At 38.5% G+C, this 24,211-nt stretch carries 20 protein-coding genes; 19 read left to right on the plus strand and 1 reads right to left on the minus strand.

What is annotated here, in order from left to right:
- Window positions 1-5 precede the first annotated feature (5 nt).
- Complete coding sequence (locus ASU02_RS12350; RefSeq protein ID WP_057763995.1) at window positions 6-698, plus strand: AIM24 family protein; 693 nt, start codon at window positions 6-8, stop codon at window positions 696-698.
- 370 nt (window positions 699-1,068) lie between these two features.
- Here ASU02_RS12350 and metA read toward each other — a convergent pair whose 3' ends face one another.
- The gene (gene metA, locus ASU02_RS12355) at window positions 1,069-1,974 is read right to left on the minus strand and encodes a homoserine O-acetyltransferase MetA (protein ID WP_057763997.1); all 906 of its coding nucleotides are present in this window, start codon (window positions 1,972-1,974) and stop codon (window positions 1,069-1,071) included.
- 173 nt (window positions 1,975-2,147) lie between these two features.
- Between metA and ASU02_RS12360 the strand changes: the two genes are divergently transcribed.
- From ASU02_RS12360 to ASU02_RS12445, 18 genes are all read left to right on the plus strand, one after another.
- On the plus strand, window positions 2,148-3,836 hold the full coding sequence (locus ASU02_RS12360; protein WP_057763999.1) for a formate--tetrahydrofolate ligase: 1,689 nt from the start codon (window positions 2,148-2,150) through the stop codon (window positions 3,834-3,836).
- 13 nt (window positions 3,837-3,849) lie between these two features.
- On the plus strand, window positions 3,850-4,371 hold the full coding sequence (locus ASU02_RS12365) for a hypothetical protein (RefSeq protein ID WP_057764001.1): 522 nt from the start codon (window positions 3,850-3,852) through the stop codon (window positions 4,369-4,371).
- Window positions 4,372-4,605: 234 nt separating this feature from the next.
- Window positions 4,606-7,671, plus strand: coding sequence for a GNAT family N-acetyltransferase (locus ASU02_RS12370; protein ID WP_057764003.1), 3,066 nt, complete (start codon window positions 4,606-4,608; stop codon window positions 7,669-7,671).
- 10 nt (window positions 7,672-7,681) lie between these two features.
- On the plus strand, window positions 7,682-8,536 hold the full coding sequence (locus tag ASU02_RS12375) for an amidohydrolase family protein (protein WP_057764005.1): 855 nt from the start codon (window positions 7,682-7,684) through the stop codon (window positions 8,534-8,536).
- A 96-nt stretch (window positions 8,537-8,632) separates the two neighbouring features.
- Complete coding sequence (locus ASU02_RS12380) at window positions 8,633-9,481, plus strand: DegV family protein (RefSeq protein WP_057764008.1); 849 nt, start codon at window positions 8,633-8,635, stop codon at window positions 9,479-9,481.
- Window positions 9,482-9,763: 282 nt separating this feature from the next.
- Complete coding sequence (locus ASU02_RS12385) at window positions 9,764-10,411, plus strand: HD domain-containing protein (protein ID WP_057764011.1); 648 nt, start codon at window positions 9,764-9,766, stop codon at window positions 10,409-10,411.
- Window positions 10,408-12,288 carry an ABC-F family ATP-binding cassette domain-containing protein gene (locus ASU02_RS12390; protein WP_057764013.1) on the plus strand — a complete coding sequence of 627 codons (1,881 nt, stop codon included), beginning with the start codon at window positions 10,408-10,410 and terminating at the stop codon, window positions 12,286-12,288. The genes ASU02_RS12385 and ASU02_RS12390 overlap by 4 nt, the downstream gene beginning before the upstream one ends.
- A 130-nt stretch (window positions 12,289-12,418) precedes the next feature.
- Window positions 12,419-13,546 carry a conserved virulence factor C family protein gene (locus ASU02_RS12395; protein WP_057764015.1) on the plus strand — a complete coding sequence of 376 codons (1,128 nt, stop codon included), beginning with the start codon at window positions 12,419-12,421 and terminating at the stop codon, window positions 13,544-13,546.
- Window positions 13,547-13,767: 221 nt separating this feature from the next.
- Entirely contained in the window at window positions 13,768-15,480 is a 1,713-nt protein-coding gene (ilvD, locus tag ASU02_RS12400) for a dihydroxy-acid dehydratase (RefSeq protein ID WP_057764017.1), read from the plus strand.
- Window positions 15,481-15,555: 75 nt separating this feature from the next.
- Window positions 15,556-15,990: a BrxA/BrxB family bacilliredoxin gene (locus ASU02_RS12405; protein WP_057764018.1), complete on the plus strand. Its 435-nt coding sequence runs from the start codon at window positions 15,556-15,558 to the stop codon at window positions 15,988-15,990.
- 76 nt (window positions 15,991-16,066) lie between these two features.
- Window positions 16,067-16,840 (plus strand): class I SAM-dependent methyltransferase, encoded by a 774-nt coding sequence (locus ASU02_RS12410; protein WP_057764019.1) that lies wholly within the window; start codon window positions 16,067-16,069, stop codon window positions 16,838-16,840.
- Window positions 16,841-17,274: 434 nt separating this feature from the next.
- Window positions 17,275-17,880 carry a YpjP family protein gene (locus tag ASU02_RS12415; protein ID WP_057764021.1) on the plus strand — a complete coding sequence of 202 codons (606 nt, stop codon included), beginning with the start codon at window positions 17,275-17,277 and terminating at the stop codon, window positions 17,878-17,880.
- A 90-nt stretch (window positions 17,881-17,970) separates the two neighbouring features.
- The gene (locus ASU02_RS12420) at window positions 17,971-18,552 is read left to right on the plus strand and encodes a TerD family protein (protein ID WP_057764022.1); all 582 of its coding nucleotides are present in this window, start codon (window positions 17,971-17,973) and stop codon (window positions 18,550-18,552) included.
- 86 nt (window positions 18,553-18,638) lie between these two features.
- Window positions 18,639-19,412, plus strand: a complete 774-nt coding sequence (locus ASU02_RS12425; protein ID WP_057764024.1) for a TerC family protein — start codon at window positions 18,639-18,641, stop codon at window positions 19,410-19,412.
- 165 nt (window positions 19,413-19,577) lie between these two features.
- Window positions 19,578-20,789 (plus strand): HpcH/HpaI aldolase/citrate lyase family protein, encoded by a 1,212-nt coding sequence (locus ASU02_RS12430; RefSeq protein WP_057764026.1) that lies wholly within the window; start codon window positions 19,578-19,580, stop codon window positions 20,787-20,789.
- Window positions 20,716-22,101, plus strand: coding sequence for a phosphoribosyltransferase family protein (locus tag ASU02_RS12435; protein ID WP_082631780.1), 1,386 nt, complete (start codon window positions 20,716-20,718; stop codon window positions 22,099-22,101). The genes ASU02_RS12430 and ASU02_RS12435 overlap by 74 nt, the downstream gene beginning before the upstream one ends.
- Complete coding sequence (locus ASU02_RS12440) at window positions 22,094-23,212, plus strand: cysteine protease StiP family protein (RefSeq protein WP_057764027.1); 1,119 nt, start codon at window positions 22,094-22,096, stop codon at window positions 23,210-23,212. Before ASU02_RS12435 ends, ASU02_RS12440 begins: the two co-directional genes overlap by 8 nt.
- The gene (locus ASU02_RS12445; protein ID WP_057764029.1) at window positions 23,209-24,012 is read left to right on the plus strand and encodes a Cof-type HAD-IIB family hydrolase; all 804 of its coding nucleotides are present in this window, start codon (window positions 23,209-23,211) and stop codon (window positions 24,010-24,012) included. Before ASU02_RS12440 ends, ASU02_RS12445 begins: the two co-directional genes overlap by 4 nt.
- The last annotated feature ends 199 nt before the right edge of the window (window positions 24,013-24,211 follow it).

A 24,211-nucleotide genomic window follows, 5' to 3' on the forward strand; every position in this document is an offset into this window, starting at 1 on the left:
ATACGATGAGTCGCTATTCAATTGAAGATTTTGTAAATCAAACACAACAGCAAGATAAAGGAGAAGGGTTATTTGAACTAGAATCTCCGAGAATTCTTGAAATCAATTTAACGAACCAAATATGGACAAAAGCAGGAGCCATGATTTCTTACCGCGGAAATATTAAATTTGAACGAGAAGGAATTCTCGAGCACGGCTTAGGAAAATTATTTAAAAAGGCACTAACGGGTGAAGGTACAGCATTAATGAAAGCTACAGGAAATGGGAAGCTTTATGTGGCAGACCAAGGGAAAAAAATATCCATTTTAAATTTACAGGGAGAGTCCATTTTTGTTAACGGCAATGATTTACTTGCTTTTGAACCATCAATTAGTTGGGATATTAAATTAATGAGAAAGGTCGCTGGTATGCTTTCTGGGGGGTTATTTAACGTGCGTCTTGAGGGAAGAGGAATGATTGCCATTACATCCCACTATGAACCACTTACCCTGCTAGTTACACCAGATAACCCTGTATTTACTGATCCGAATGCAACTGTCGCATGGTCGGGAAGTTTGCAGCCTGAATTTGTGACCGATATTTCCTTTAAAACCTTCTTAGGCAGAGGAAGCGGTGAGTCTGTACAAATGAAATTCTCCGGGAATGGATTTGTTGTCGTTCAGCCATTTGAAGAAGTATACTATTCCGAACAATCATAAATTGCCATACTCAGAATTCTGTTCTTTTTTAGTTTATGTCATTATAAAGTATAAACCTTATATCAGTAACCGTTTACTAAAGAAAACCCGGAATAATATAGTTATTGAATGGCTCATAGTCTACTATGAGCCATTTTTTGTTTTGAGTGGTGTCGTACTAGTAATGAGAATTTTCTCTGTGATCACCCTTGAACAGCTGTTTTTTTTAGTATTACCTGTCCGATTTATGTTATAAGTTGAACGATCCCAGTATTAAATAAAAACCCACGAGAATTCTTATGTGAAAAGGCATGTGTCTAATTTAATTTTAAAAGTTAAATCTTTGTTGGGAACTGGTTTTATCAGTTTGTCTGGCTTCTTTTTTAATAGATTAATCCCATTCAAACGGCGTTTCTTGGTATACATAATAATTTAACCAATTCGAAAATAATAAATGGGCATGAGATCTCCACTTATTTGTAGGACTTTTCGAAGGATCATCATTCGGAAAATAATGCAGCGGAAGAATATTTAGCCCTTTTTCCAAATCCCGTCTATATTCTTCTGCTAGTGTGCTAGCGTCATATTCTAAATGGCCAGTGATCATAATTTGTTTGCCATTATTTGCACTCATAATAAATGGGCCTGCTTCTTCAGAAGAAGAAAGTAATTTAACAGTTGGATTTGCTTGCAGCTGCTCGATAAAAATATCTGTATTCCTTGAATGAGGTGCTAAATAAACATCATCAAACCCTCTTAATAGTTTTTCTGATTGGTCGTCAATATGATGCCAGAAAACGCCTGTGCATTTTTGGGGAAGCTCATATTTCGTAATGTTGAAGTGATGATACAGCGCTGCTTGTGCCCCCCAGCAAATGTGGAGGGTAGAAGTTACATTGTCTTTCGTCCAATCCATAATATTGGTAAGCTCTTTCCAATAATCTACTTCTTCAAAAGCAAGCAGTTCGATCGGTGCTCCAGTGATGATCATTCCGTCAAATTTCCGATGCTTAATCTCAGCAAAGGTTGTGTAGAATTGATCTAAGTGCAATGAGCTTGTATTTTTCGATTCATGTGAAGCCGTTTTTAGAAATGAGATATTGACTTGCAGTGGAGTGTTTCCTAGCAGTCTTAAAAGGTGTGCCTCAGTTTTCTCCTTCTCCGGCATTAAATTTAATATTAGGATATTCAGCGGGCGAATATCTTGTGTTATTGCACGATCCTCGTCCATGACAAATATATTTTCTTTTTCTAATATTTCTCTCGCAGGAAGCAGCTTCGGAATCTTAATTGGCAATTCATCATCCCCTTTTTGAAAATTCAATTAAATTTATTATAATGACGATTAATCCTTGCCGCAATCATATGTTTAAAAAATCACAAAATTGACTATCTACTAATATGTCATGGGATGGTACAATGTAGTAGTAGGAAAACGTTTTCAATAATTGAATGCTTAGGGGGATATTTATGAACGTCAAACCTGTTGTCAAATCAGACATTGAAATCGCTCAACAATCATTTATGAAACCAATTACAGAGGTCGCAGAATCCATCGGCCTTCATGAGGATGACCTCGAATTATTTGGAAAATATAAAGCGAAATTATCAACAGATGCATTGAAAAAGCTCGATGCTAAGAAGAGCGGGAAAATTATCCTTGTTACTTCGATCAATCCAACACCAGCTGGAGAAGGTAAATCAACGGTGACTGTTGGCTTAGGAGATGCCTTTACGAAAATCGGCAAGAAGGCAATTATTGCCATGCGTGAACCATCACTTGGACCAACTATGGGCGTGAAAGGTGGTGCAACTGGCGGAGGATTTTCGCAAGTTCTGCCAATGGAGGATATAAATTTACACTTCACAGGAGACCTTCATGCGATAACGACGGCCAATAATGCATTAGCAGCTTTTATTGATAATCACCTTCAGCAAGGGAACGAGTTGGGCATTGACCAGCGCCGCATTGTTTGGAAGCGCGCACTTGATATGAACGACCGTGCTTTAAGAAAAGTAGTGATCGGTTTAGGCGGACCAATGCAGGGTGTTCCTCGTGAAGACGGGTTCGATATTACGGTAGCTTCCGAAATTATGGCCGTATTATGTTTATCAACTGATCTTCAAGATTTGAAAAAGCGTCTAGGCCAAATGGTCATTGCCTATAACTATAATAAGCAGCCTGTTACAGTAGAAGATCTAGGTGTTCAAGGGGCATTAACAATGCTGTTGAAAGAGGCGGTTAAACCGAACTTAGTACAAACCATTGAACACACGCCTGCGTTCATTCACGGCGGTCCTTTTGCCAATATTGCTCATGGGTGCAATAGTGTTATCGCGACAAAAACAGCTTCAAAGCTTGCTGATTTTGTTGTAACTGAGGGAGGCTTCGGTGCTGATTTAGGAGCGGAAAAGTTCCTTCATATAAAAGCTAGAAGTGCAGGAATTAAACCAGAAGCTGTTGTCATCGTTGCAACGATTCGTGCATTAAAAATGCATGGCGGCATGCCGAAAACCGACCTTGGACGTGAAGATGTACAAGCTCTTACGATAGGATTTGCTAACTTAAAGAAACATATTGAAACAATTGAAAGCTTCGGCTTGCCATATGTCGTTGCAGTTAATAAATTCATTACAGATACGGACCAAGAAGTTCGCACATTAATCGATCTTTGTGATCAAGGCAATATTCCTGTATCCTTAACTGAAGTTTGGGAAAAAGGCGGGGAAGGCGGAGTAGATCTAGCAAACAAGCTTCTCGAAGTCATCGATAAGAAAGAATCCAACTTCCAGCCATTGTACGACTTATCCGAGTCACTTGAAAATAAAATTCTAACGATCGCCCAAAAGGTTTATGGTGCAGAAAAAGTAGAATTCTCATCAAAAGCAAAAAAACAGCTCAAGGATTTTGATAGCTTTGGCTGGAGCCACTTACCAATTTGTATGGCAAAAACGCAGTATTCGTTATCTGATGATCCAATGAAACTTGGCCGGCCAACAGGGTTTACCATTACTATTCGTGAATTTAAACCATCCATTGGTGCCGGATTTATCGTTGCTCTAACAGGCGATGTGATGACGATGCCGGGATTGCCTAAATTACCTGCTGCATTAAGGATGGATGTGGATGAAAATGGCAATGCAATTGGATTATTTTAATAGGTTTTCTTGAATGTTTGATCCAACTGCATTTGAAAATATGAAAGTCGTTGTTGATGGCGCGATTTATGATGAGGATTTATCAGGTGAAATTACAATTATTGATCGAAATGATTTTTTGAACACAGCAAAGCTTTCTAGGAAATATGAAATTTCATTTATTTCAAAAGCGGACAACAGTGTGGTGTGCACATTTACTATGGAGGCTGGATTAGAGAATTTGGCCGCCGAGCTTTTGCCATCTGCTCATTCGGAGCTTCTTTCAGGGTGCCAATTGTTTGTGAAGTTTTCTTTTTTGCATCCGAATGAACGCTCATACTTTCAAGCGATTGAAAGATGCCTTAAAGAAATATGGGGTTCGGAAAGGACAATCAGCCAATCAGCCTGCTTCGATCCTTTTGATGAGGGGAATAGGGTAAAGAATGAGACAATCATTTTCTTTAACCGCTTAGTTTACGAGGATCAATTGGATGATATCCTAGCAATGGTTAAATACATGGTTGTTAGTATGGAAAGATTGAAGACGATAGTATAATTACCACGAAAGCTCTGCCTAAGTACGATCAGGCAGAGCTTTTTTTATTTGAATTAGCGAAAGAAGATTCAAAATTATCTTTACATTCTACCGGTCAGCTTTTACGATATAGAAGAATGTGGAAAACATTCAAATAAATTAAAGGAGGAGCAGGAAATGGGCATTGTAAAGACACAGGGTGAGGGAATCGATAGGAAAAGGAAAGTAGTAACCTAGTTAGGGAGGAACAAAAAGATGAGCCAAATGACGAATACAATCATCATCGACGAATACCGCGAGGAATATGCGCTTGCAATTGCAAAAATGTGGAACCTTAGCCGTGACAGCTGGGGCGGGGATACTAGAGTTCATACGGAGGAATCGGTAAAAACAAAGGAAGCGAATGCAGGGAATATTGCGCTATATTTAGCTATTGATGGGGAAGAAGTTGTGGGCTATTGCAGCTTGTCTGAATATAAGGAGGATGTAGACTCCTTGTATATCCCGCTGCTTAATGTCAGACCTGATTATCATGGCAAGAAGATCGGTAAAATGCTTGTTATGAAGGCAGTTGAAAAAACAATTGAGCTCGGATGGCCAAGGGTTGATCTTTACACATGGCCAGGTAATGTAAAAGCTGTCCCTCTGTATAAGAAATGCGGATTTTTCTGGGAGGATCGAGATGATACAACTCATTTAATGAACTTTATTCCTGCGGTCATCAATACACCCCTATTAAAGCCAATTTTTGAAAAAGTAGATTGGTATGATGCAAGTATAAGAGAAATAGAAGTTAAACCGGACGGATTAAAGGAAAATGGCTTTACCTATTACCAATATGAATGGAAAGATCAGCAGACGAATGCATGTGTTAGGTTTGAACGAAGCGGGAGGGGCATTAGTTTCATTGAAACAGATGATTATCTTCTTGAACTAAAAATGGCTGACCATGAAGTAATCGAAGAAATGCCACAAAAAGTTGAATTGATATTTGTAAATAAAACGGCTAATCCAGTCCTGTTAAAAGTGGACGGGAATGATCATGAGCGTACGGAGTCTGCTTTTAAGGATGAAATAATAGTAGAGAAGCGTGCAGTGCTCTCAGATCAAGTGATTTTTAAAGCAGGAGAAGAACCAAGTGAGTGGAATACACACCCGTTTTTCTCTGTAAATGTATCAATTAACGGAGAAGAATGTGAATTAAGGCTTGGAGTGAAACCAAAACCGCCAGCCAAGCTAACCGCAAAAATTGAGGGGAATTTAAGCTTCTTAGGCGAAAAAAAAGTGATAGAACTAGAGGTAGAAAATAGTGTAAAGGAAGAGGCTGTTTTTGATCTAGTTTTTTCTTCTGATGAACATGTTGAATTAGATAGGAGCACTTTTTCTGTTTCTTTAAAAAAGAACGAGAGGAAGCTTGTGGCCATTCCGTTTGTTGTGAAGAAATTTGGTTATTACCAGCCTCATATTGCGATCACAGCAAAAATTGAGAATGGGTCAGAGCATACCTTCGAAAATAACTTAGTTGGAATAGCTCTAAAAGGCTTTGGTGAAAAATTCGGCGGGGAAACGAAAGATTTCTGGCATATATATAATGGCAGTTACCAAGTGAATATACGAAAACGGGATTATTTAATAACAGCTGGAAGAAATCAACAAATTAATCAGCCATTTGCATTTTTTGTGCCAAAACTCGGTAAGCCCTATTCAACAGAATTATCCAAGAAAAAGCCGGCAGCAGTGGATTGGTATTTCAATGACACAGAGATGATTTTTAAAATGGTCTTTCACTCTGCTGAAATTGCAGGAGTCACTCTTACTCTCTATACAGCACTCTATGGGGATGGAATTGTGAAGAAGTGGGCTGAGGTTGAGAATGACAGCAAAGAAACAATACAGCAGCTTTACTTTAATCAATCACTCTATCACGAGAAAAGTCATGTGTATTTCCCGCTTGAAAAAGATGTTATAGAGTTCTCCGAAATAAAAGCTGTCGACTTTGGCGATATTCATTCTCATCATTTAACTGGGAACTGGTATTTTACAAAGGATCATGGAGAACCGATTGGTTTATGCTGGCCAACAGAATGTAAGGCGAATTTAGAAGGATGGCAATTTTATTTAGAATATGAACTTGGGGCCATACAGCCAAAAGAGTGTAAACGACTAGAACCATGTTATTTATCTATTGGTGCGTTTCGAACATGGCAGGAGCAAATGGCCTTTGCAAATAAAGTATCGAATGTGGTGCTTTCCCAATCTATTAGTGAAAAAGCATTAAAATTAGAGAATAATAATCCAGTTGTGTACACAGATCAGCTAGCTTTAGAACTTCAGACCTCCCGTACGAGTTTCATTAACGGTCCTATTGAGCTGTTCATAAATGGCGAATCGAAACTATCTGCGCAAATTTCATCAGCGGAGGAGAGAACAAAATTTCAAGCTTCGATCTCGGTAATTGATGCACAGCCGATCTCGATCATAACGGGGAGCATTCAAAGTGATAGTACAACTACAAGCTTAAATCAATTAATGATTGTTCCAAAAGGGAAAGTGGAAGCCTTTACTGAAGCAGGACAAGGAATCACATCCTATGTTTTAGATAATGGCATCATTCGTATCAAAGCGGCACCGGAATTTTATCCAGGTTTATATTCTCTTATCTATCATGAGAATGAATGGTTTGATACTTCCTTTCCTGAGAAAGTTGCAAAAGGATGGTGGAATCCTTGGGCAGGCGGAATGAAAACATCCCCTGCACAGCTAAATACGTTTTCTTTAATGAAAGAGTGCACAACAGCTGAATTTATGGATATTGAAGATAAGCATGGGAATCAGTGGAGTAGTATTGCCCTGCACACGAAAATAGGAAATCATCCAATCTGGAAGGGACTCCAGTATACACAGTTTTTTGCCCTCCTTCCTGGTGTGCCAGTTCTTGCCTACTTTGTTAAAATTGTTGATTCTGGCGGTAAGTCATTGCTATCAGAGATATTGGAAACGGACCTTTTTCTAACTGGAGATTCCTTAAAAGACCTAACAGCCATTTCCCAGTTCAGCGACAAAAAAATAAATGCAGGAATAGAAGAACAGGGTTTGAATTTGAAAAATGTCAGCTACATCAACTCAGAGAACAGAAAAGAAAAACTTTATCATATTGAAGGAGAAGAAAATGTGATCTTTGAGGGATACATGAATAAAGAGGCGTTCGAAGTTATCCTCCTCCAAGAAATAAAGAATACAACAAAGCCGGGTTTTATTTTATTTGATCAAAGGGAGATTTCGAAAACAATTCTCGAAAGTCTTCGGGGGATCGTATTTTAAAGGAGAAAATATGAAGATTATTGATGCACATGTCCATTTCTCAAACATCCAATCCTTTCATCAAACTGCTAAAGAGCTTTCTTTTGTCGATTATTCTTTTGAGGGATTTGTTAAGGAATATAATGAGGCAAATGTCGCTTTAAGTATAGCGATGGGGGTTACGGAAACAAATGGAATGGGGTTTCCTGACTATGATGCAGCAACACCGATGGGGATTGATCTGGCTAGCATAATTCCAGAAAAAATGGTTTATTGTCCAGGGATCAATCCCTATGATGTAAATGAACAGACACTTGAAAAGCTAGAGCTTGAAATTCAAAATCCGCGGGCTGTTGGGATTAAAATATATTTAGGCTATTACCCTTTTTATGCGTATGATCAAGTGTATGAACCTATTTATGCATTGGCACAACAGTATCAGCTGCCAGTTGTGTTTCACACAGGGGATACGTATTCAGAGAGAGGCCTGTTAAAATATGCACATCCATTAACGATTGATGAGGTGGCAGTAACGCATCGCAATGTTAATTTTATGATGGCTCATTTTGGTGATCCGTGGACACTGACAGGAGCTGAGCTCATATATAAAAACTCCAATGTGTATGCAGACCTTTCGGGATTAATCGTAGGAACAGAAAATGAATTGAAAAAACATAGTGAAAGCAGGTTTTTAGACCATTTAAGGCACGCACTTGTCTTTTCTGATTCATATGATAAGCTGTTGTTCGGTACTGATTGGCCACTTGCCCCAATTGGACCATACATTAAATTTATTAAAGATTTAATCCCTGAAGAGTATCATGAGGATGTCTTTTATAATACTGCGTTAAAGGTATTCCCAAAGATTAAGACGTTTTTATCATAAGCAATATTTGCTGGAGACTGGCATTTTTTCGTCAGTCTCCAGATATTTTGAACAGCTGTTCATACATAATAATTAAACAGAAAAGGGGTTAAGATTTTGACAAAAATCGCATGGGTTATAGATAGTACAGCATTTATTGATGAGGAATTACTCAACCACCCTCATGTATATCCCATTCCAATTACGATTTTACTGGATGAAAAGGAGTATACAGAAGGGATAGATATTACACCAGCTGAGCTCTATCAGAAATTGAAAAAGTTAAAAACTCCCCCCAAAACATCACAGCCCTCAATTGGGGCCTTTCAGGAATTATTTGAGCGTTTGAAAGATAAATACGAAATTGTTATCGCCGTGTTGCTCTCAAGTAAATTAAGCGGAACAGTTTCTTCAAGCGAGCAGGCTGCACAGCTGGTTGATATCCCTGTTTTAACGGTTGATTCGAAAATATTAACCTACCCGCTGACCAGAACTTTGAAAAGAGGAATGGAACTGGCAGACTCAGGATTTGAACCAGATGAGATCAAACGGAAGTTAGAAGTATTAAGCAATACTAGTGAAACATATGTATTGATAGGAAGCTTAGAACAGCTGCATAGAAGCGGAAGAATGTCAGGGGTTCAATTTTTCCTTGGAAGTATGCTTAATGTAAAGCCGATAATCTCCATCGAAGATGGTGCTTTGCATGTGAAAGAAAAAGCTAGAAGTGAACGAAAGGCGAAGGATAAAATTATACAGCTTCTTAGAACTGCGCATGAAAAAAAGCCCTTGAAAGAAGCCTCGATTTTATATGGACTGCATGAGGAGGAAGCGCTGAAATGGAAAGAAGAACTCGTTCAGGAATTTCCTGAGATCGAATTTGGTCATTATCCACTTGGTGCAGCAATCGGCGTACATGCTGGAGAGAATACATTGGGGATCAATTGGTTTAATGGGTTGGATTAATGTTATAAATAGTAGAGGATAAAAATATACGCCCCCTGACTTCCTGCACGATGGAAGTCAGGGGGCGTATACGTGTTTTCTGACCTATCCTTACCAATTAATGTATAAGTGGTTTTTTAAAAAAAGTATATCACCCACATTTTCAATAAATAGAAATAATACGGTTTTTACTGTTATTTTAAAATTAAAGTGCTGATAAGGCACTTTTCCTTTACTTATTTTTCTTACAGTCCTTCTCTTCATGGTAAAATAAATCTGGAACGAAAAAGGATGGTGCTCTGAATGAAAGAGGATATGATTGTAAGAACGGAAAGCTTTGTGAAAGAAGTGCTAGGTGAAGACAGTACCGGACATGATTGGTATCACATTGAACGCGTAAGAAAAAATGCTTTATATATAGCGGAAAAAGAAAACAAGGGAGACCGATTTATTATTGAAATGGCTGCGCTGCTGCATGATATCCCTGATGAGAAGCTGAACGAATCGAAAGAAGATGGGGAAAAGAAACTAACGGATTTCCTTGAATTACTAGCACTTGAAAAAGAAGCGTGCGAGAAAATTATTGAAATCATTCAATCCATCTCTTTTAAAGGTGGAAGAAAAACAGAGTTAATAAGTGTGGAAGCTGAAATTGTTCAGGATGCAGACAGATTGGATGCAATTGGAGCCATTGGAATAGGCCGGACATTCGCGTACGGTGGAAAAAAAGGGCATCTTCTTTACGATCCAGCAATTAAGGTTAGAGAAGAAATGTCAGAGAAGGAATACCGCACTGGAAAGTCATCAACGATCCATCATTTTTATGAGAAGCTTTTAAAACTGAAGGATCTGCTTAATACGGATACAGCACGAGAGTTGGCTTCGAAGCGACATCAATTTATGGAGCAATTCCTTGAGCAATTTTACAGTGAATGGAATGGTCAGATATGAAAATGCTTTCAGTAGAACATGTAACAAAAACATATGGTGAAAAAGAGCTTTTTAACGATATTTCTTTTACGATTTCTGAAAAGGACAGGATAGGACTCATCGGTGTAAATGGAACAGGAAAGTCTTCCTTATTAAAAATAGTTGCAGGCGTGGATCTTCCAGACTCTGGTGAAATCAGCTCTCCGAAGGATTATACGATTTCCTATTCAGCCCAGCAGCCGGATTTAAATCCTGAACTTTCTGTACTGGCACAGGTGTTTGCTGGTGATGCACCAGTACTTGTCTTGCTTCGAGAATATGAAGAGACGCTTCTGGAGTTGAATAAGACTCCTGATAATCAAGTGATTCAAGAGAAGCTTTTCGAGCAGCAGAAGAAAATGGATGCCTTGAACGCTTGGGATGCTAGTACGAATGCAAAATCGATTTTAACGAAGCTTGGTATTGAAAGTTTTGATAAAAAAATCGGAGAGCTTTCCGGCGGACAAAAGAAAAGGGTTGCCCTCGCCCAAACACTTATTCAATCACCTGATTTGCTGATTCTTGATGAGCCGACAAACCATCTTGATTATGAGTCGGTTAAATGGCTTGAAGAATACTTAGGACGGTATCAAGGCGCTCTCTTACTCGTTACCCATGACCGCTATTTCCTTGACCGAGTAACTAATCGAATGTTTGAACTGGATGGCGGAAACTTGTATAGCTATAAGGGAAACTACGGTGCCTTCCTTGAAGCGAAAGCGATTCGTGAAGAAAACGAAGCTGCCACGATCGAAAAAAGAAAAAATCTTTATCGGAGAGAGCTAGAATGGATTCGCAGAGGTGCAAAAGCGAGAACGACAAAACAAAAAGCACGAATCCAGCGCTTTGATCAATTAGATGATCAGCTTGCATCTGTGAAACAATCAGAAAAGCTGGATATGTCTTTAAACGGCAGCCGGCTTGGGAAACAAGTATTTGAACTAAAGGATGCATCTAAGAAATATTTAGAGCAGATCATTATAAATTCTTTCGATCTTCTTGTGAAGCCTGGAGATCGGATTGGTATTATCGGAAAGAATGGGACAGGAAAATCGACACTCCTTAATATTCTTGCCGGAAAGATTCCATTAGATTCTGGCGAACGAATCATTGGGCAGACCGTGAAAATCGCCTATTATACACAAGAAAGCGAAGATATGGACGAGAATAAGCGGATGATTGAGTATTTAAAGGAAACAGCGCAGGTTGTAGAAACCTCTGACGGGAAAACGATTTCCGCAGCACAAATGCTTGAACGCTTTCTTTTTCCATCCTTTACGCATGGAACTCCGATCCGCAAGCTTTCCGGCGGAGAGAAGCGCCGCCTGTATTTATTGAAAATCTTAATGACAGAACCAAACGTCCTCCTGCTTGATGAACCGACAAATAACTTGGATACGCAAACATTAACAGTGCTTGAGGATTATCTTGAGGAATTTGCTGGAGTAGTTATTACTGTATCCCATGATCGCTATTTTTTAGATAAAGTGGCTGATCAGCTTCTTGTCTTGCAAGGACAGGGACGGATTGACTCTTTCTTTGGCAATTACAGTGAATATCTTGAAAAAGAAAATGAAAAACCAGTTGTGGCAGTAAAGAATACGGCTCCCGTACACAAAGAACAGGAGAAAACTAAAAAGAAAAAGCTAAGCTACAACGAACAGCGAGAATGGGAAGGAATCGAAGATAACATTGCAAATACTGAAGCTCGATTGGAGAAAATTGCTGTAGAAATGAACAATACTGGCAGTGACTTTGAAAAAGCGAGAGCATTATTGGAAGAAGAAGCTGCGCTAAATGAAAAATTAGAACAGTTAATTGAAAGATGGAGCTATCTTTCAGAGATAGCAGAACAATGAATAGTATAGTAGCCTGTCCTTGACGGACAGGCTATTTTTGTACTTGAGACTCATCTTATGATTCGTAACTGCTATTATGTTAAAATGATTTTAGTTATTACAGTGACAATATTGCAAAGGGTGAAAAACTGTGAAAATAAATGCAATTGAGCCAACTCCAAGTCCGAATACAATGAAGGTTATTTTGAATGAAGAGCTGCCAATGGGAAAAAGCAATAATTATAAAAAAGATAATCGAGAAGGTGCACCTAAAGTGATTCAAGATATTCTTGAAATTGAAGGCGTGAAGGGTGTTTACCATGTTGCTGATTTTTTAGCAGTAGAAAGAAATGCAAAATATGATTGGAAAGATCTTCTGCCGCAGGTAAGAAATGCTTTTGGCGAAGATGCGGAGACAGATAATGAAAACCACTCCGCGATGAATGAACATTTTGGTGAAATCAAAGCGGTTGTCCAAAAGTATAAAGACATTCCGATGCAAGTAAAGCTGACTGATGGGACAGAGGAACGGCGCTTCGGATTGCCTGAAGCGTTTATGAAGGCATTGGCAGCAGCACAGCTTGAAGGAGATAATGTTGTTTTAGTTCGAAAATGGGTTGAGGTCGGCGTTCGTTATGGCGACTTCGAACAGATTGGTCATGATGTAGTTGAAGAATTAATTGCAGCTTATCCCGAGAGCAGATTACAACTGCTTGTCGATCAGGCAATCAATCCGGATAATGTGCAGGAGAAACAAAACAGGCAGCTGCTGAAACTTACATTAAAAGACTTAGATCATCCGGATTGGCGAGATCGCTATCAAAAACTTGAACAAATGGATGATCCAGAGCTTGAAGATTTACCTGTATTAGAAAAAGCATTACAAGATGAAAAAGCCTCAATTAGAAGGCTGGCAACAGTTTACCTAGGTATGATTGAAGACCAAAAAGTTCTGCCGTTGCTCTATAAAGCTTTGAAGGATAAAACGGTCACGGTGAGAAGAACAGCAGGTGACTGCCTATCTGATCTCGGTTTTAAAGATGCGATGCCAGCTATGATGGAGGCACTAAAGGATACGAGCAAGCTTGTTCGCTGGCGTGCGGCGATGTTCCTATATGAGGCAGGAGATGAAGCAGCCATTCCTGCATTAAAATCAGCTGAAAATGATCCTGAATTTGAAGTCAGTATGCAAATTAAACTTGCGATTGAAAGAATTGAGCAGGGGGAAGAAGCTAAAGGCTCTGTTTGGAAGCAAATGACGGAATCAAGAAAGAAATAATAAGAAAAATCAGAAGTATTTGCGAACAACCAAATAATATTTGCTAAATCAGAATTTTTAATGCATAAGACAAGATATTCTTACAATTCTATCAAGACGCCATCGCTCTTTGCAGCATGGCGTCTTTCCTTTGATAGAATAAAATTAATTTTGTGAAAATTGTTGCAATTATATTAAAAAAGGTCTATATTGGAAAGAAATTATTTTGGGGGGATTCATCGATGTCAAAGGATCTAAGAATTCGCAGTCATGTAATTAGTGATGATGAAAGAAGGGCACCTAACCGGGCAATGCTCCGTGCGGTAGGATTTACTGATGAGGATTTTAAAAAGCCAATGATCGGGATTGCGAGCACTTGGAGTGAGGTTACACCATGTAATATACATATTGATGAACTAGCTGTTCAAGCAAAGAAAGGGGCAAGAGAAGCTGGGGGTGCACCGCTTATTTTTAATACTATTACTGTTTCTGATGGAATCTCCATGGGGACAGAAGGAATGAGGTATTCGCTGCCGAGCCGTGATTTAATTGCTGATTCTATTGAAACAGTTGTAGGCGGTGAATCTTTAGATGGATTTGTGGCAATCGGCGGCTGTGACAAAAACATGCCAGGCTGTATGATGGCAATCGCCAGGATGAATTTGCCTTCAATCTTCGTCTATGGCGGGACAATTAAACCAGGAAAGCTGCATGACAAAGACATTGATATCGTTTCTGTCTTTGAAGGAGTAGGACAATTCAATGGGGGGGCTATCGATAAGGATGAGTTAACAAAAATAGAATGCCATGCTTGTCCAGGATCGGGCTCCTGTGGTGGAATGTATACTGCAAATACAATGGCAAGTGCGATTGAAGCACTAGGACTAAGCTTGCCAGGAAGCTCTTCAAATCCAGCAGAAACAGCTGAAAAGCGCAATGATTGTGTAGAAGCTGGAAAAGCAGTTTATAAACTGCTAGAAAAAGATATTCGCCCTCGTGATATTTTAACGAAAAAGGCTTTTGAAAATGCAATAACTGTTGTGATGGCACTTGGCGGTTCAACTAATGCAATCTTGCATTTAATGGCGATCGCACATGCCGCAGAAGTTGATTTGTCGCTGGATGATTTCAATCGATTGCAGAAAACCGTTCCTCATATTGCTGACCTAAAGCCGAGCGGCAAATATGTGATGCAGGATCTCTTCGAAGTTGGCGGAGTACAAGCAGTAATGAAGCTGCTTTTAAAAGAAGGTTTCCTTCATGGGGATTGTTTGACAGTTACAGGAAAAACTTTAGCAGAAAATCTTGCAGAAGCTGGAGACCTAAAGGAAGGACAGAAGGTTATTTATCCGATTCATCAGCCGTTAAGAGAAAATGGTCCGCTAGTTGTGCTAAAGGGAAATCTTGCACCATCTGGGGCAGTTGCTAAAGTATCTGGATTAAAGGTCACACGTATGACTGGACCTGCAAAAGTATTTAATGATGAAGAGTCAGCTACAGTTGCGGTTATGAATGGTGACATTCAAGCTGGAGATGTACTTGTGATTCGCTATGAAGGGCCAAAGGGCGGACCGGGCATGCCTGAAATGCTATCGATTTCCGGTATTCTAGTAGGGAAGGGCTTAGGAGAAAGTGTGGCGTTATTAACTGATGGCCGTTTCTCAGGCGGTTCGCACGGTTTCGTTATCGGCCACATTGCGCCAGAGGCACAAATAGGCGGTCCAATAGCATTAATCGAAAACGGTGATTTGATTACGATAAATAGCGAAACTCAGGAACTGTCTGTTGATTTATCGTCTGAAGAACTTTCTAGAAGAAAGGAAAATTGGACTGCCCCTCCCTTACTTTCTAGAGGAACATTGGCTAAATACGCAAGACTTGTCTCCTGTGCATCTAGGGGTGCGGTGACAGATTACTTTGAAGATGCAGAAGAGAAAGTGAAACAAAAAGTTTAATTGATTCCTTTTGCAAAATAGCCATAGATTATAGTATGCTTACAATACAAATGTTGTAATGGAGGCTGATTGAACATGTCTATGGCATATGAGGAATATATGAAGCAAATGGTTCAACCGATGAGACAAGAGCTTGTGAATGCAGGATTTAATGAATTACTAACTGCTAACGAGGTAGAAGAATTTATGGGGAAGGCCGACGGGACGACGCTTGTCGTTGTTAACTCTGTCTGCGGCTGTGCAGCAGGACTCGCTCGTCCAGCAGCAACGCAAGCTGTTTTAAGAACAGAAAAGAAACCAGATCATTTAGTTACTGTATTTGCAGGGCAAGATAAAGAAGCAACTGCGAAAATGCGGGAGTATTTTGCTGGATATGAGCCATCTTCTCCGTCTATGGCTTTACTAAAAGGGAAAGAAGTTGTCCACTTTATTCATCGTCATGATATTGAAGATCATTCGATGGAAGCAATTATGGAAAACCTGCTTGCTGCAATTGAGACGAATAATTAATGTAAAAAACAAAAGGATGTCTACTGACGTCCTTTTGCTTTTTCGTAAACTAAAATGAAAAGGTGACTTCTTTTATATGATTATTACGACTGCAGGCAGAACAAATGAAGAAATGACTCGGCAAGCCATCAAAGTTGCAAATGACTTAAATAGCCGTTTTATTGAACGGAAAAAACGATCTGTTCAATTAATTCAGCAAATTGAAATGGAGGATTGCATAGTTGTAGGCAAAGAAAGGCTAGAACTCTATCCAAAGGATGAAACGGAGCCATTCTTTTTCCATCCTAATTCTGCCATGTTTCGAGTGAAGCGACTAATGAAGGGAGAGAAAGATCCTTTTGTGGACGCAGCAAACCTTCAGGCAGGAAAAAGACTTCTTGATTGCACATTAGGGCTTGCCTCGGACAGCATCGTTGCGAGTTTTATTGTTGGAAAAGAAGGGAAAGTGACCGGCATTGAAGGAAATCCGTATTTAGGCTACATTGTGAAAAACGGGCTGCAATCATGGGTTTCCGGGAACCCGGACATGGATCAGGCGATGAAAAGTATACAGGTAATAAACGATTTATCCTTGTCATTTCTAAAAAGTGTGCCTGATCAATCCTATGACTGTGTGTACTTTGATCCAATGTTTGAGGAGCATATTCTTGAATCTGATGGCATTAAAGCATTAAGCCGTTTTGCTATTTACGAGGAAATGACTGGGCTGGTGATTGAGGAAGCTAAGAGAGTAGCGAAGGAATGTGTTGTTCTAAAGGATCATTTTCGAAGTCCTCGGTTTGAAAGATATAACTTTCATGTACAAAAGAGGAAAACAGCAAAATTTCATTTTGGAATCATCGAAAAATAAAAACGGAATAGAGAATAGACTCTATTCCGAACCGCTTATTCTGCAATAGATAAATAAACAAAGTAACCTAGCAAGATGAAAGAAATAATAACAATAAATACTGTCCAATCCATATAAACATTCTCCTTTCAATGGGCTATTCAGAATATATGGCCATAAATTCTGAACGCATAAGAAAAACTAAGGTATTCACAAAAAATGCTTGGCAAATGCCTAGTCTTTCTAATATTCAATTTAGTTATATGGTCTTTTTCCCTTACTATTCCCAAAATATAAGTAACTATTCCTAGCTTTTATTTTTTTTGCGAAAAAATAAAGCCTATTTTTCCATTTTTCTGAAGAACAAAGTATAATAATAGAATAAGAGTATTTGGTGATTTAAAGATCGATTGATTAGATATAGATAGTTAAAGAATAGAAGGGAGACTAAAATCATGCCAAATTGGCTTCGCAAATCGTTCGTCGTCATGGTAACTATCTTAACCTTTGGACTAGTTACCCCTTCACACGCTATATTATATGATAATTCTAGTACAGATAAGAACCCGAAAAGGGATATTATTGAACCTACGAATGGGGAAGGCCGTTTAGCTAATACCCAGTCCTCTACTTCCGAAGAAATTGGGCATATTAATAAAGAAGAATTTATTAGGAAAATGATACATGAGGCTGAAAATCAGTCATATGCTAAGTTCGGACCAAAAATCAAACCTGTAATTGAAAATGAATTTTCAGAAGTCGTTCTGCCAAATATCGAAAAAGCTATTCAAAATGTGGCTGAACAGTATCCAGAGGAAGAATTGGCTTTTTTAGCGGTGACTGAACGTCCTGGCGGCGGTCAATCTGAGAAAATTTTTCATATCAAAAATGAAGCAACAAATGAAGACATTATTCGTTTTCATGTTAGAAGGGATCAGCCGCCTCAGCAGGGCTATTGGTTTAATTTTCATTACCATACTTACCATGATCAATTTCAGTCACACCATGAGCTGGGAACAATTTTTTGGGATAAAAACACCCCGCCAAAATGGATGAGTTAAATTTTGGCAAGGGATTTTTATAATTTTTTTTGAAACCTTTTTGAAAACCTATCGTATTAAAAAGTATTCTATTAAATGGAGGTAAAAAAAATGGCAGTTAGCTTATCAAAAGGACAAAAAGTAGATTTAACTAAAACAAATCCAGGACTAACAAAGGTGGTAGTAGGTGTTGGTTGGGATGTCAACAAATATGATGGCGGACATGATTTCGATCTAGATTCATCAGTTTTCCTTTTAGGCGATAACGGAAAAGTAACTTCTGATAGTGACTTCGTATTTTATAATAATGCGAATGGCGGAAATGGTTCTGTAGTACATACGGGGGATAATCGCACTGGAGCGGGAGATGGGGATGATGAGCAAGTAAAAGTAGACTTAGCTAATGTTCCTGCCAATGTTCAGCGTATTACATTTACAATTACGATCCATGACGGGGAAGCACGAAATCAAAACTTTGGTCAAGTTTCAAATTCATACGTCCGAATTATGAGTGAAGATTCTGGTGAAGAACTGATTCGTTATGATTTAGGCGAAGATTTCTCTATTGAAACAGCTATTGTAGTTGGTGAATTATACCGTCACAATGCAGAATGGAAATTTAGCGCTATTGGAAGCGGCTACCAAGGTGGTCTGGCTGCACTTGCGAAAGATTTTGGACTGCAAATTGGCTAAGTAGAACGTTTTTTGAAAAGATTCGGAATAACTGGATCTTTTTAAACCAAAAATTATAGATTTATAATCAGGAGGAACATACAAGAATGGCGATTTTAGAAGGTATATTAAATACCTATGCCCAGTTTTTTGATTGGGGAATGTGGGTAGAGGTTTTATCAAATCCAGTCAGCTGGGGATTAATTGGAACACTGGTTATCATGGAAGGGCTTTTATCAGCGGATAATGCACTTGTGCTTGCAGTTATGGTTAAGCATTTACCAGAAAAGCAGCGGAAAAAAGCATTGTTTTATGGATTGCTAGGTGCTTATATTTTCCGTTTTATTGCGATTGGAATCGGTGTTTTCTTAATCGAACTTTGGTGGGTAAAAGTATTAGGTGCAGGATATCTTGCATGGCTAGCAATTAAATATTTCATTGATAAGAAAAAAGAAGCCGATAGTGAAGATGAGGAAGAAGCTCAAGGAATAAATAAAGGTGGCATCCTCATTCGACTATTTGGAACATTTTGGGGAACCGTTGCAGCTGTTGAGATAATGGATATTGCCTTTTCCGTTGATAGTGTTCTTGCTGCCTTCGGGATTAGCCAGGAAGTATGGGTCTTGTTGCTCGGAGGAATGCTTGGTGTATTGATGATGCGTGGAGTTGCAGGCGTTTTCTTGAAATTAATTGATGCAGTGCCTGAACTGGAAACCTCTGCATACATTCTCATTTTGATCATTTCTGCCAAAATGCTATTGGGTGTTTTCGGCATTCATATTGAACATATCTATTTCTTCATCCTGTTACTTGTTGTATTTGCAGCTACATTCATAATCCACTTCATGAATAAAAAGAAAGAAGCAACAAGTGGAGAATAAATCAATCAATCAAAATTATAATTAGATATACCTAAAGGGAACAGACAATTGTCCGCTCCCTTTCTTTTTACCTTTTTAAGGGAATTATTTATGATTCTATGCTATCCTATCTTTTATAAAGTATGATCAATGACCAATTTATTTTTTTGAAACGGAGTTAGTGGGATGAGATTATTTTCAGATCTTCATGAAGAAGAATATGACCGAATTTTCTATAAAAAACCTTTTCATTTCTCGAAAAATTCTCAAAGAGAAATCCTTGCTTATGCACTTGGTGCGACACTTTATATGCCGGCAACCCGGCCTAATATCCATCAAGATTTACTATCGAAGAAACATGCCGGACTGACTTCAATGGTTATTGATTTAGAGGATGCAATTGGTGATGAAGAAGTGCAGGTAGCCGAGACCTGTCTTATTGAGGAATTGAATAACCTAAGTGAAGAGATGGAGAAAGGTCTGCTGAATGAGGATGACCTTCCATTAATCTTTATTCGGATAAGGGATATTGACCAATTTATTCGGCTGAAAAACCGTATACGGAAAGGGATGCATCTGCTAACTGGCATTGTTATCCCTAAATTTTCTCCAGAACATGGAAAACTAATTTTAGAAGAAATTAAACAGCTTAATGATAGAGGACATCAACTATATGCCTTACCAATTTTAGAAACAAAAAAAGTGATTGAAAAGGAAACGAGGCTTGGGGAGCTTATTTCTATTAAAACACTCGTTGATCAATATGAAGAATATATTTTAAATATTCGTATTGGTGCAACTGATTTCTGTGGACTTTATGGCATCCGTAGAAACTCAGATACAACCGTGTATGATATTGCGGTAATAAGAGATTGTATATCAGATATTATCAATGTATTTTTACGCTCGGATCATCCGTACGTTATCTCAGGTCCTGTATGGGAGTACTTTTCTTCAAAGGAAAGAATGCTTAAGCCTCAATTAAGACAAACACCTTTCCGTGAGCGCTTTGGGCAAGATGGTATAGACTTAAGATCGAAGTTAATTGATAAGCATATGGATGGTCTTATTCGGGAAATTCTGATGGATATTACGAATGGACTAACCGGTAAGACAATTATACATCCGACCCATATTCGTCCAGTTCAGGCATTGAATACAGTAACCTATGAAGAATATTTGGATGCGAAAAGCATTATTAGCCAAGCGACTGGGGAAGTTGGCGTAATGAAAAGTGCGTTCCAAAATAAAATGAATGAAATAAAGCCTCATTACTACTGGGCGCAAAAAGTACTTTTGAAATCAGAAATTTACGGGGTGCTAAATGAAGAATACACATACATTGACTTGCTTACCAATGAAATTAACACTTCCAATCCTCAACCAGTTATCAGTTGAGTTAGAAATTACCGATAATCCATATGGGCTTACACCAGATGATTTATTTCAGATGGCTGCCAGAATTAATAAAAAAAGATCATTTCTATTTGTCAGCAAAGTATTGGGAAAGCATATTCCAATCAATCCGAAAATGGGGTTAATAACTGGAGCATTACTGGCAAACCGTTATATAGAAACTGTGAAAGGGAAAGAGACAGGATGCAGGGAAGAATTGCTCTTTTCCTTCTTAAATGATTCTCAAAGGTTTGTGGATGATCCATTTATCGATGAACAAGTGAATCCAGTGATTATCGGCTTTGCTGAAACAGCTACTGCACTTGGACATGCTTTCTATCATTCTTTCAAACAGGCAAATTTCTTACATACAACGAGGGAAGAACTAATTGGAATCGAGTCGGTTATTACCTTTGAGGAAGAGCACTCACATGCGACCTCACACCGCTGCTACGTAGATGAATCGATTTTAAATAATGATCGTGAAATCATTCTTGTTGATGATGAGATGACAACAGGAAAAACAAATATTAATATTATTCGTTCCATTCATGCTAAGTTCCCAAGAAAGATGTACACAGTTGTCTCGATTTTGGATTGGCGCACTGAAGAACATTTGCAACTGTATAAAAAGCTTGAGCAGGAGCTGGAAATTACCATTCATTCTGTTAGCTTGCTAAAAGGGAATATCCAAATATCAGGTTCTCCAGAGTTTGAAGGGAAATTAACTGATGAAACAGAACCTGTACGCCATACGTCCGCAGTATCTACAATTAATTTAAAAGATCAATTTTCTAAAGAGTTTCCTTCAATTTATTATTCCTCTATTTCTCAAGAGGGGGATGTAAGGAATATTCCTTTCTCAGCAGAAACTGGACGATTTGGTTTAAGTGCCGCATCAAATAGGGGGATCAACCAGTCGTTAAAGGAAATTGGACAATTTTTATCAACACTTCGAACGGGAAGAAACGTGCTTTGCCTTGGGACTGGTGAATTTATGTATGTCCCGATGAAACTGGCTTCCTATATGGGAGAAGGAGTCAGCTACCAATCAACTACACGAAGTCCGATATATATTAAAAATCATGAACAGTATGGGGCGAAATACGGCCTCACCTTTCCAAACCCCGAAGATGGGGGAATAAAACAGTTTGTCTATAATATTCCGCCAAATAAATACGATCAGTTGTTTATATTTTTTGAGAGATCCGTTTCAATGGATAAGCTGCAGCCAATGCTTCATGAGCTGATGAAAGCAAATATTCCTGAAATAAAAGTAGTTTTCTTTAATGGGAGTTGTATGTCAGATGAATGAAATGTTAGACAAAAAATGTCAGTTTGGTTCATATCATGAGAATGATGTTGTTTTTTTATTAAAGGACTTAAGCAGTTATGAGTTGGAGGGCCCCACTGAGCATCGAGAGAAAAATATTCAGTCAGGACAGCATTATAGTGAGTCGTTACCTATTGAGTACCAGCCGCCAGAACATTACATGCAGGTTTTCTGGGAAACGCTAGAAGAGTACAAGAAAAAGGTAGCTTTATGTACGGGGATCGTTGCTGAGCAACTTTTTCGCCAAAAAGGAAAAAATACAGTTCTAGTATCTTTAGCACGTGCAGGGACTCCGATAGGCATTCTTATTAAACGATATATTCTATCAAAATATCAAGCGGATCTTCCGCATTACAGCATCTCGATTATCCGGGATAAAGGAATTGATGAAAATGCAATTCATCATATTTTAAAAAAACATCCTGATAAACAAATACAATTTATCGATGGCTGGACTGGAAAAGGAGCAATATCAATTGAATTAACGAAAGCATGCAATGCATTTAAGGAGAAGTATGGGATTGTTCTTGATGATACACTCGCTGTGTTGGCTGACCCAGGACAATGCACTAGTCTATATGGGACAAGAGAGGATTTTCTTATCCCGAGTGCGTGCTTAAATTCTACTGTTTCGGGATTAGTCAGCAGAACAGTTTTAAATGATCAATTGATCGGACCAGAGGATTTTCATGGAGCAAAATATTATGGAAACTTGGTAGATGCAGATGTTTCCAATGAATATATTGATATTGTTTCAAAGGAGTTTCCATCGATTCAGCAAGAGGCATTTCAAGCGTTCGAAAGGTTAGAAAACGATCAAAATGGGGCTGCGTTTAAAGGAATGGATGAAGTGGTAGGAATGTCAAAAGAATTTGATATTGGTTCCACCCATTTTATCAAGCCGGGGGTTGGAGAAACTACAAGAGTGTTGCTCCGTAGAATCCCTTGGAAAATATTAATGAAAGATCCTGACAGTCCATATGTTCGGCACATTTTGCTGCTTGCTAAAGAGAGAAATGTAGAGGTCGTCCATTATCCAAACATGAGCTATACTTGCTGTGGACTAATAAAAAAGGTAAGTGATAGTCAATGATGATGTTTGCTTCTGATTTAGACCGTACCCTAATCTATTCCAATCGGGCACTTGCTGATTTTAAGCAGCATACGGTACGTGATCTGCTTGCTGTTGAGCTAAAAAGCTCACAAGAAGTAGCCTTTATGACAAGCAGAGCATACAGTTTATTAAAGGAACTAGCTTCTTCACTTTTATTTATTCCTGTTACAACGAGAACATATGAACAATATAAAAGGGTGTTTATTTTTTCCGAGTCTTTTCCCTTAAAATATGCAGTCACTTCAAATGGAGCAGCGATTTATTATAAGGGGCATCCTCTTCAGGAATGGAGAGATTCTGTTCAAAAGCGACTGGAAAATGAATGTATCCCTTTTCAAAAAATGAATGAAGAAATGAACGGTCTTGCGATAAATGGCACATTGAAAAAGGTAGAAAATCTTTTCTTTTATTATATTCTAGAGGAGCCATTAGCTTTTGAAACAAAGAATGATATTCAAAAAATAGCAGACACGAGCGGATGGAGAATTTCTATCCAGGGCAGAAAGCTCTATTTAATGCCGAAACCAGTTTGTAAAGGGGAAGCGGTTAAGTTTATTAAAGAAAGGGAAGGGATCCATACCGTTTTTGGAGCGGGTGATTCCATTCTAGATAATGATTTTTTGAAAATATGTGATTACGCTTTTGTTCCTTCCCATGGTGAATTAAAAAACGAGGAGATTCATCAATCCAATTATTTATTTACTGATTACCAAGGAATTATGGCAGGAGAAGAAATCTTACATAGAATTTCGACCACTGTAACAGAAAAAATTATTTAATTTTGTGGTTCTCTCATCCACCTTCTTAAAAAGAAATGCAGACTTGCTCCAAAAATGTAGGAACTTATAAAGATGATACATGCCCCAAGGAATGAGAAATGCAGGGATAATGTGAGTAGGGTTATTAACAATGACCAAAAAATCAAATCTATGAAAATAAAAATGTCAGAACTCAAAACATCCTCAACCAATTTTGTAT

The organism is Cytobacillus praedii, from assembly GCF_001439605.1.
Classification (GTDB): Bacteria; Bacillota; Bacilli; order Bacillales; family Cytobacillaceae; genus Cytobacillus; species Cytobacillus praedii.

What these genes read in the sequence shown, in the direction of transcription:
- ASU02_RS12410 (WP_057764019.1), top strand. Translation starts at nt 16,067, where the DNA reads ATGATTATTACGACTGCAGGCAGAACAAATGAAGAAATGACTCGGCAA.
- ASU02_RS12370 (WP_057764003.1), top strand. Translation starts at nt 4,606, where the DNA reads ATGAGCCAAATGACGAATACAATCATCATCGACGAATACCGCGAGGAA.
- ASU02_RS12350 (WP_057763995.1), top strand. Translation starts at nt 6, where the DNA reads ATGAGTCGCTATTCAATTGAAGATTTTGTAAATCAAACACAACAGCAA.
- ASU02_RS12385 (WP_057764011.1), top strand. Translation starts at nt 9,764, where the DNA reads ATGAAAGAGGATATGATTGTAAGAACGGAAAGCTTTGTGAAAGAAGTG.
- ilvD (WP_057764017.1), top strand. Translation starts at nt 13,768, where the DNA reads ATGTCAAAGGATCTAAGAATTCGCAGTCATGTAATTAGTGATGATGAA.
- ASU02_RS12430 (WP_057764026.1), top strand. Translation starts at nt 19,578, where the DNA reads ATGAGATTATTTTCAGATCTTCATGAAGAAGAATATGACCGAATTTTC.
- ASU02_RS12365 (WP_057764001.1), top strand. Translation starts at nt 3,850, where the DNA reads ATGTTTGATCCAACTGCATTTGAAAATATGAAAGTCGTTGTTGATGGC.
- ASU02_RS12375 (WP_057764005.1), top strand. Translation starts at nt 7,682, where the DNA reads ATGAAGATTATTGATGCACATGTCCATTTCTCAAACATCCAATCCTTT.
- ASU02_RS12360 (WP_057763999.1), top strand. Translation starts at nt 2,148, where the DNA reads ATGAACGTCAAACCTGTTGTCAAATCAGACATTGAAATCGCTCAACAA.
- ASU02_RS12445 (WP_057764029.1), top strand. Translation starts at nt 23,209, where the DNA reads ATGATGATGTTTGCTTCTGATTTAGACCGTACCCTAATCTATTCCAAT.
- ASU02_RS12420 (WP_057764022.1), top strand. Translation starts at nt 17,971, where the DNA reads ATGGCAGTTAGCTTATCAAAAGGACAAAAAGTAGATTTAACTAAAACA.
- ASU02_RS12390 (WP_057764013.1), top strand. Translation starts at nt 10,408, where the DNA reads ATGAAAATGCTTTCAGTAGAACATGTAACAAAAACATATGGTGAAAAA.
- ASU02_RS12415 (WP_057764021.1), top strand. Translation starts at nt 17,275, where the DNA reads ATGCCAAATTGGCTTCGCAAATCGTTCGTCGTCATGGTAACTATCTTA.
- ASU02_RS12435 (WP_082631780.1), top strand. Translation starts at nt 20,716, where the DNA reads ATGAAGAATACACATACATTGACTTGCTTACCAATGAAATTAACACTT.
- ASU02_RS12425 (WP_057764024.1), top strand. Translation starts at nt 18,639, where the DNA reads ATGGCGATTTTAGAAGGTATATTAAATACCTATGCCCAGTTTTTTGAT.
- ASU02_RS12405 (WP_057764018.1), top strand. Translation starts at nt 15,556, where the DNA reads ATGTCTATGGCATATGAGGAATATATGAAGCAAATGGTTCAACCGATG.
- ASU02_RS12440 (WP_057764027.1), top strand. Translation starts at nt 22,094, where the DNA reads ATGAATGAAATGTTAGACAAAAAATGTCAGTTTGGTTCATATCATGAG.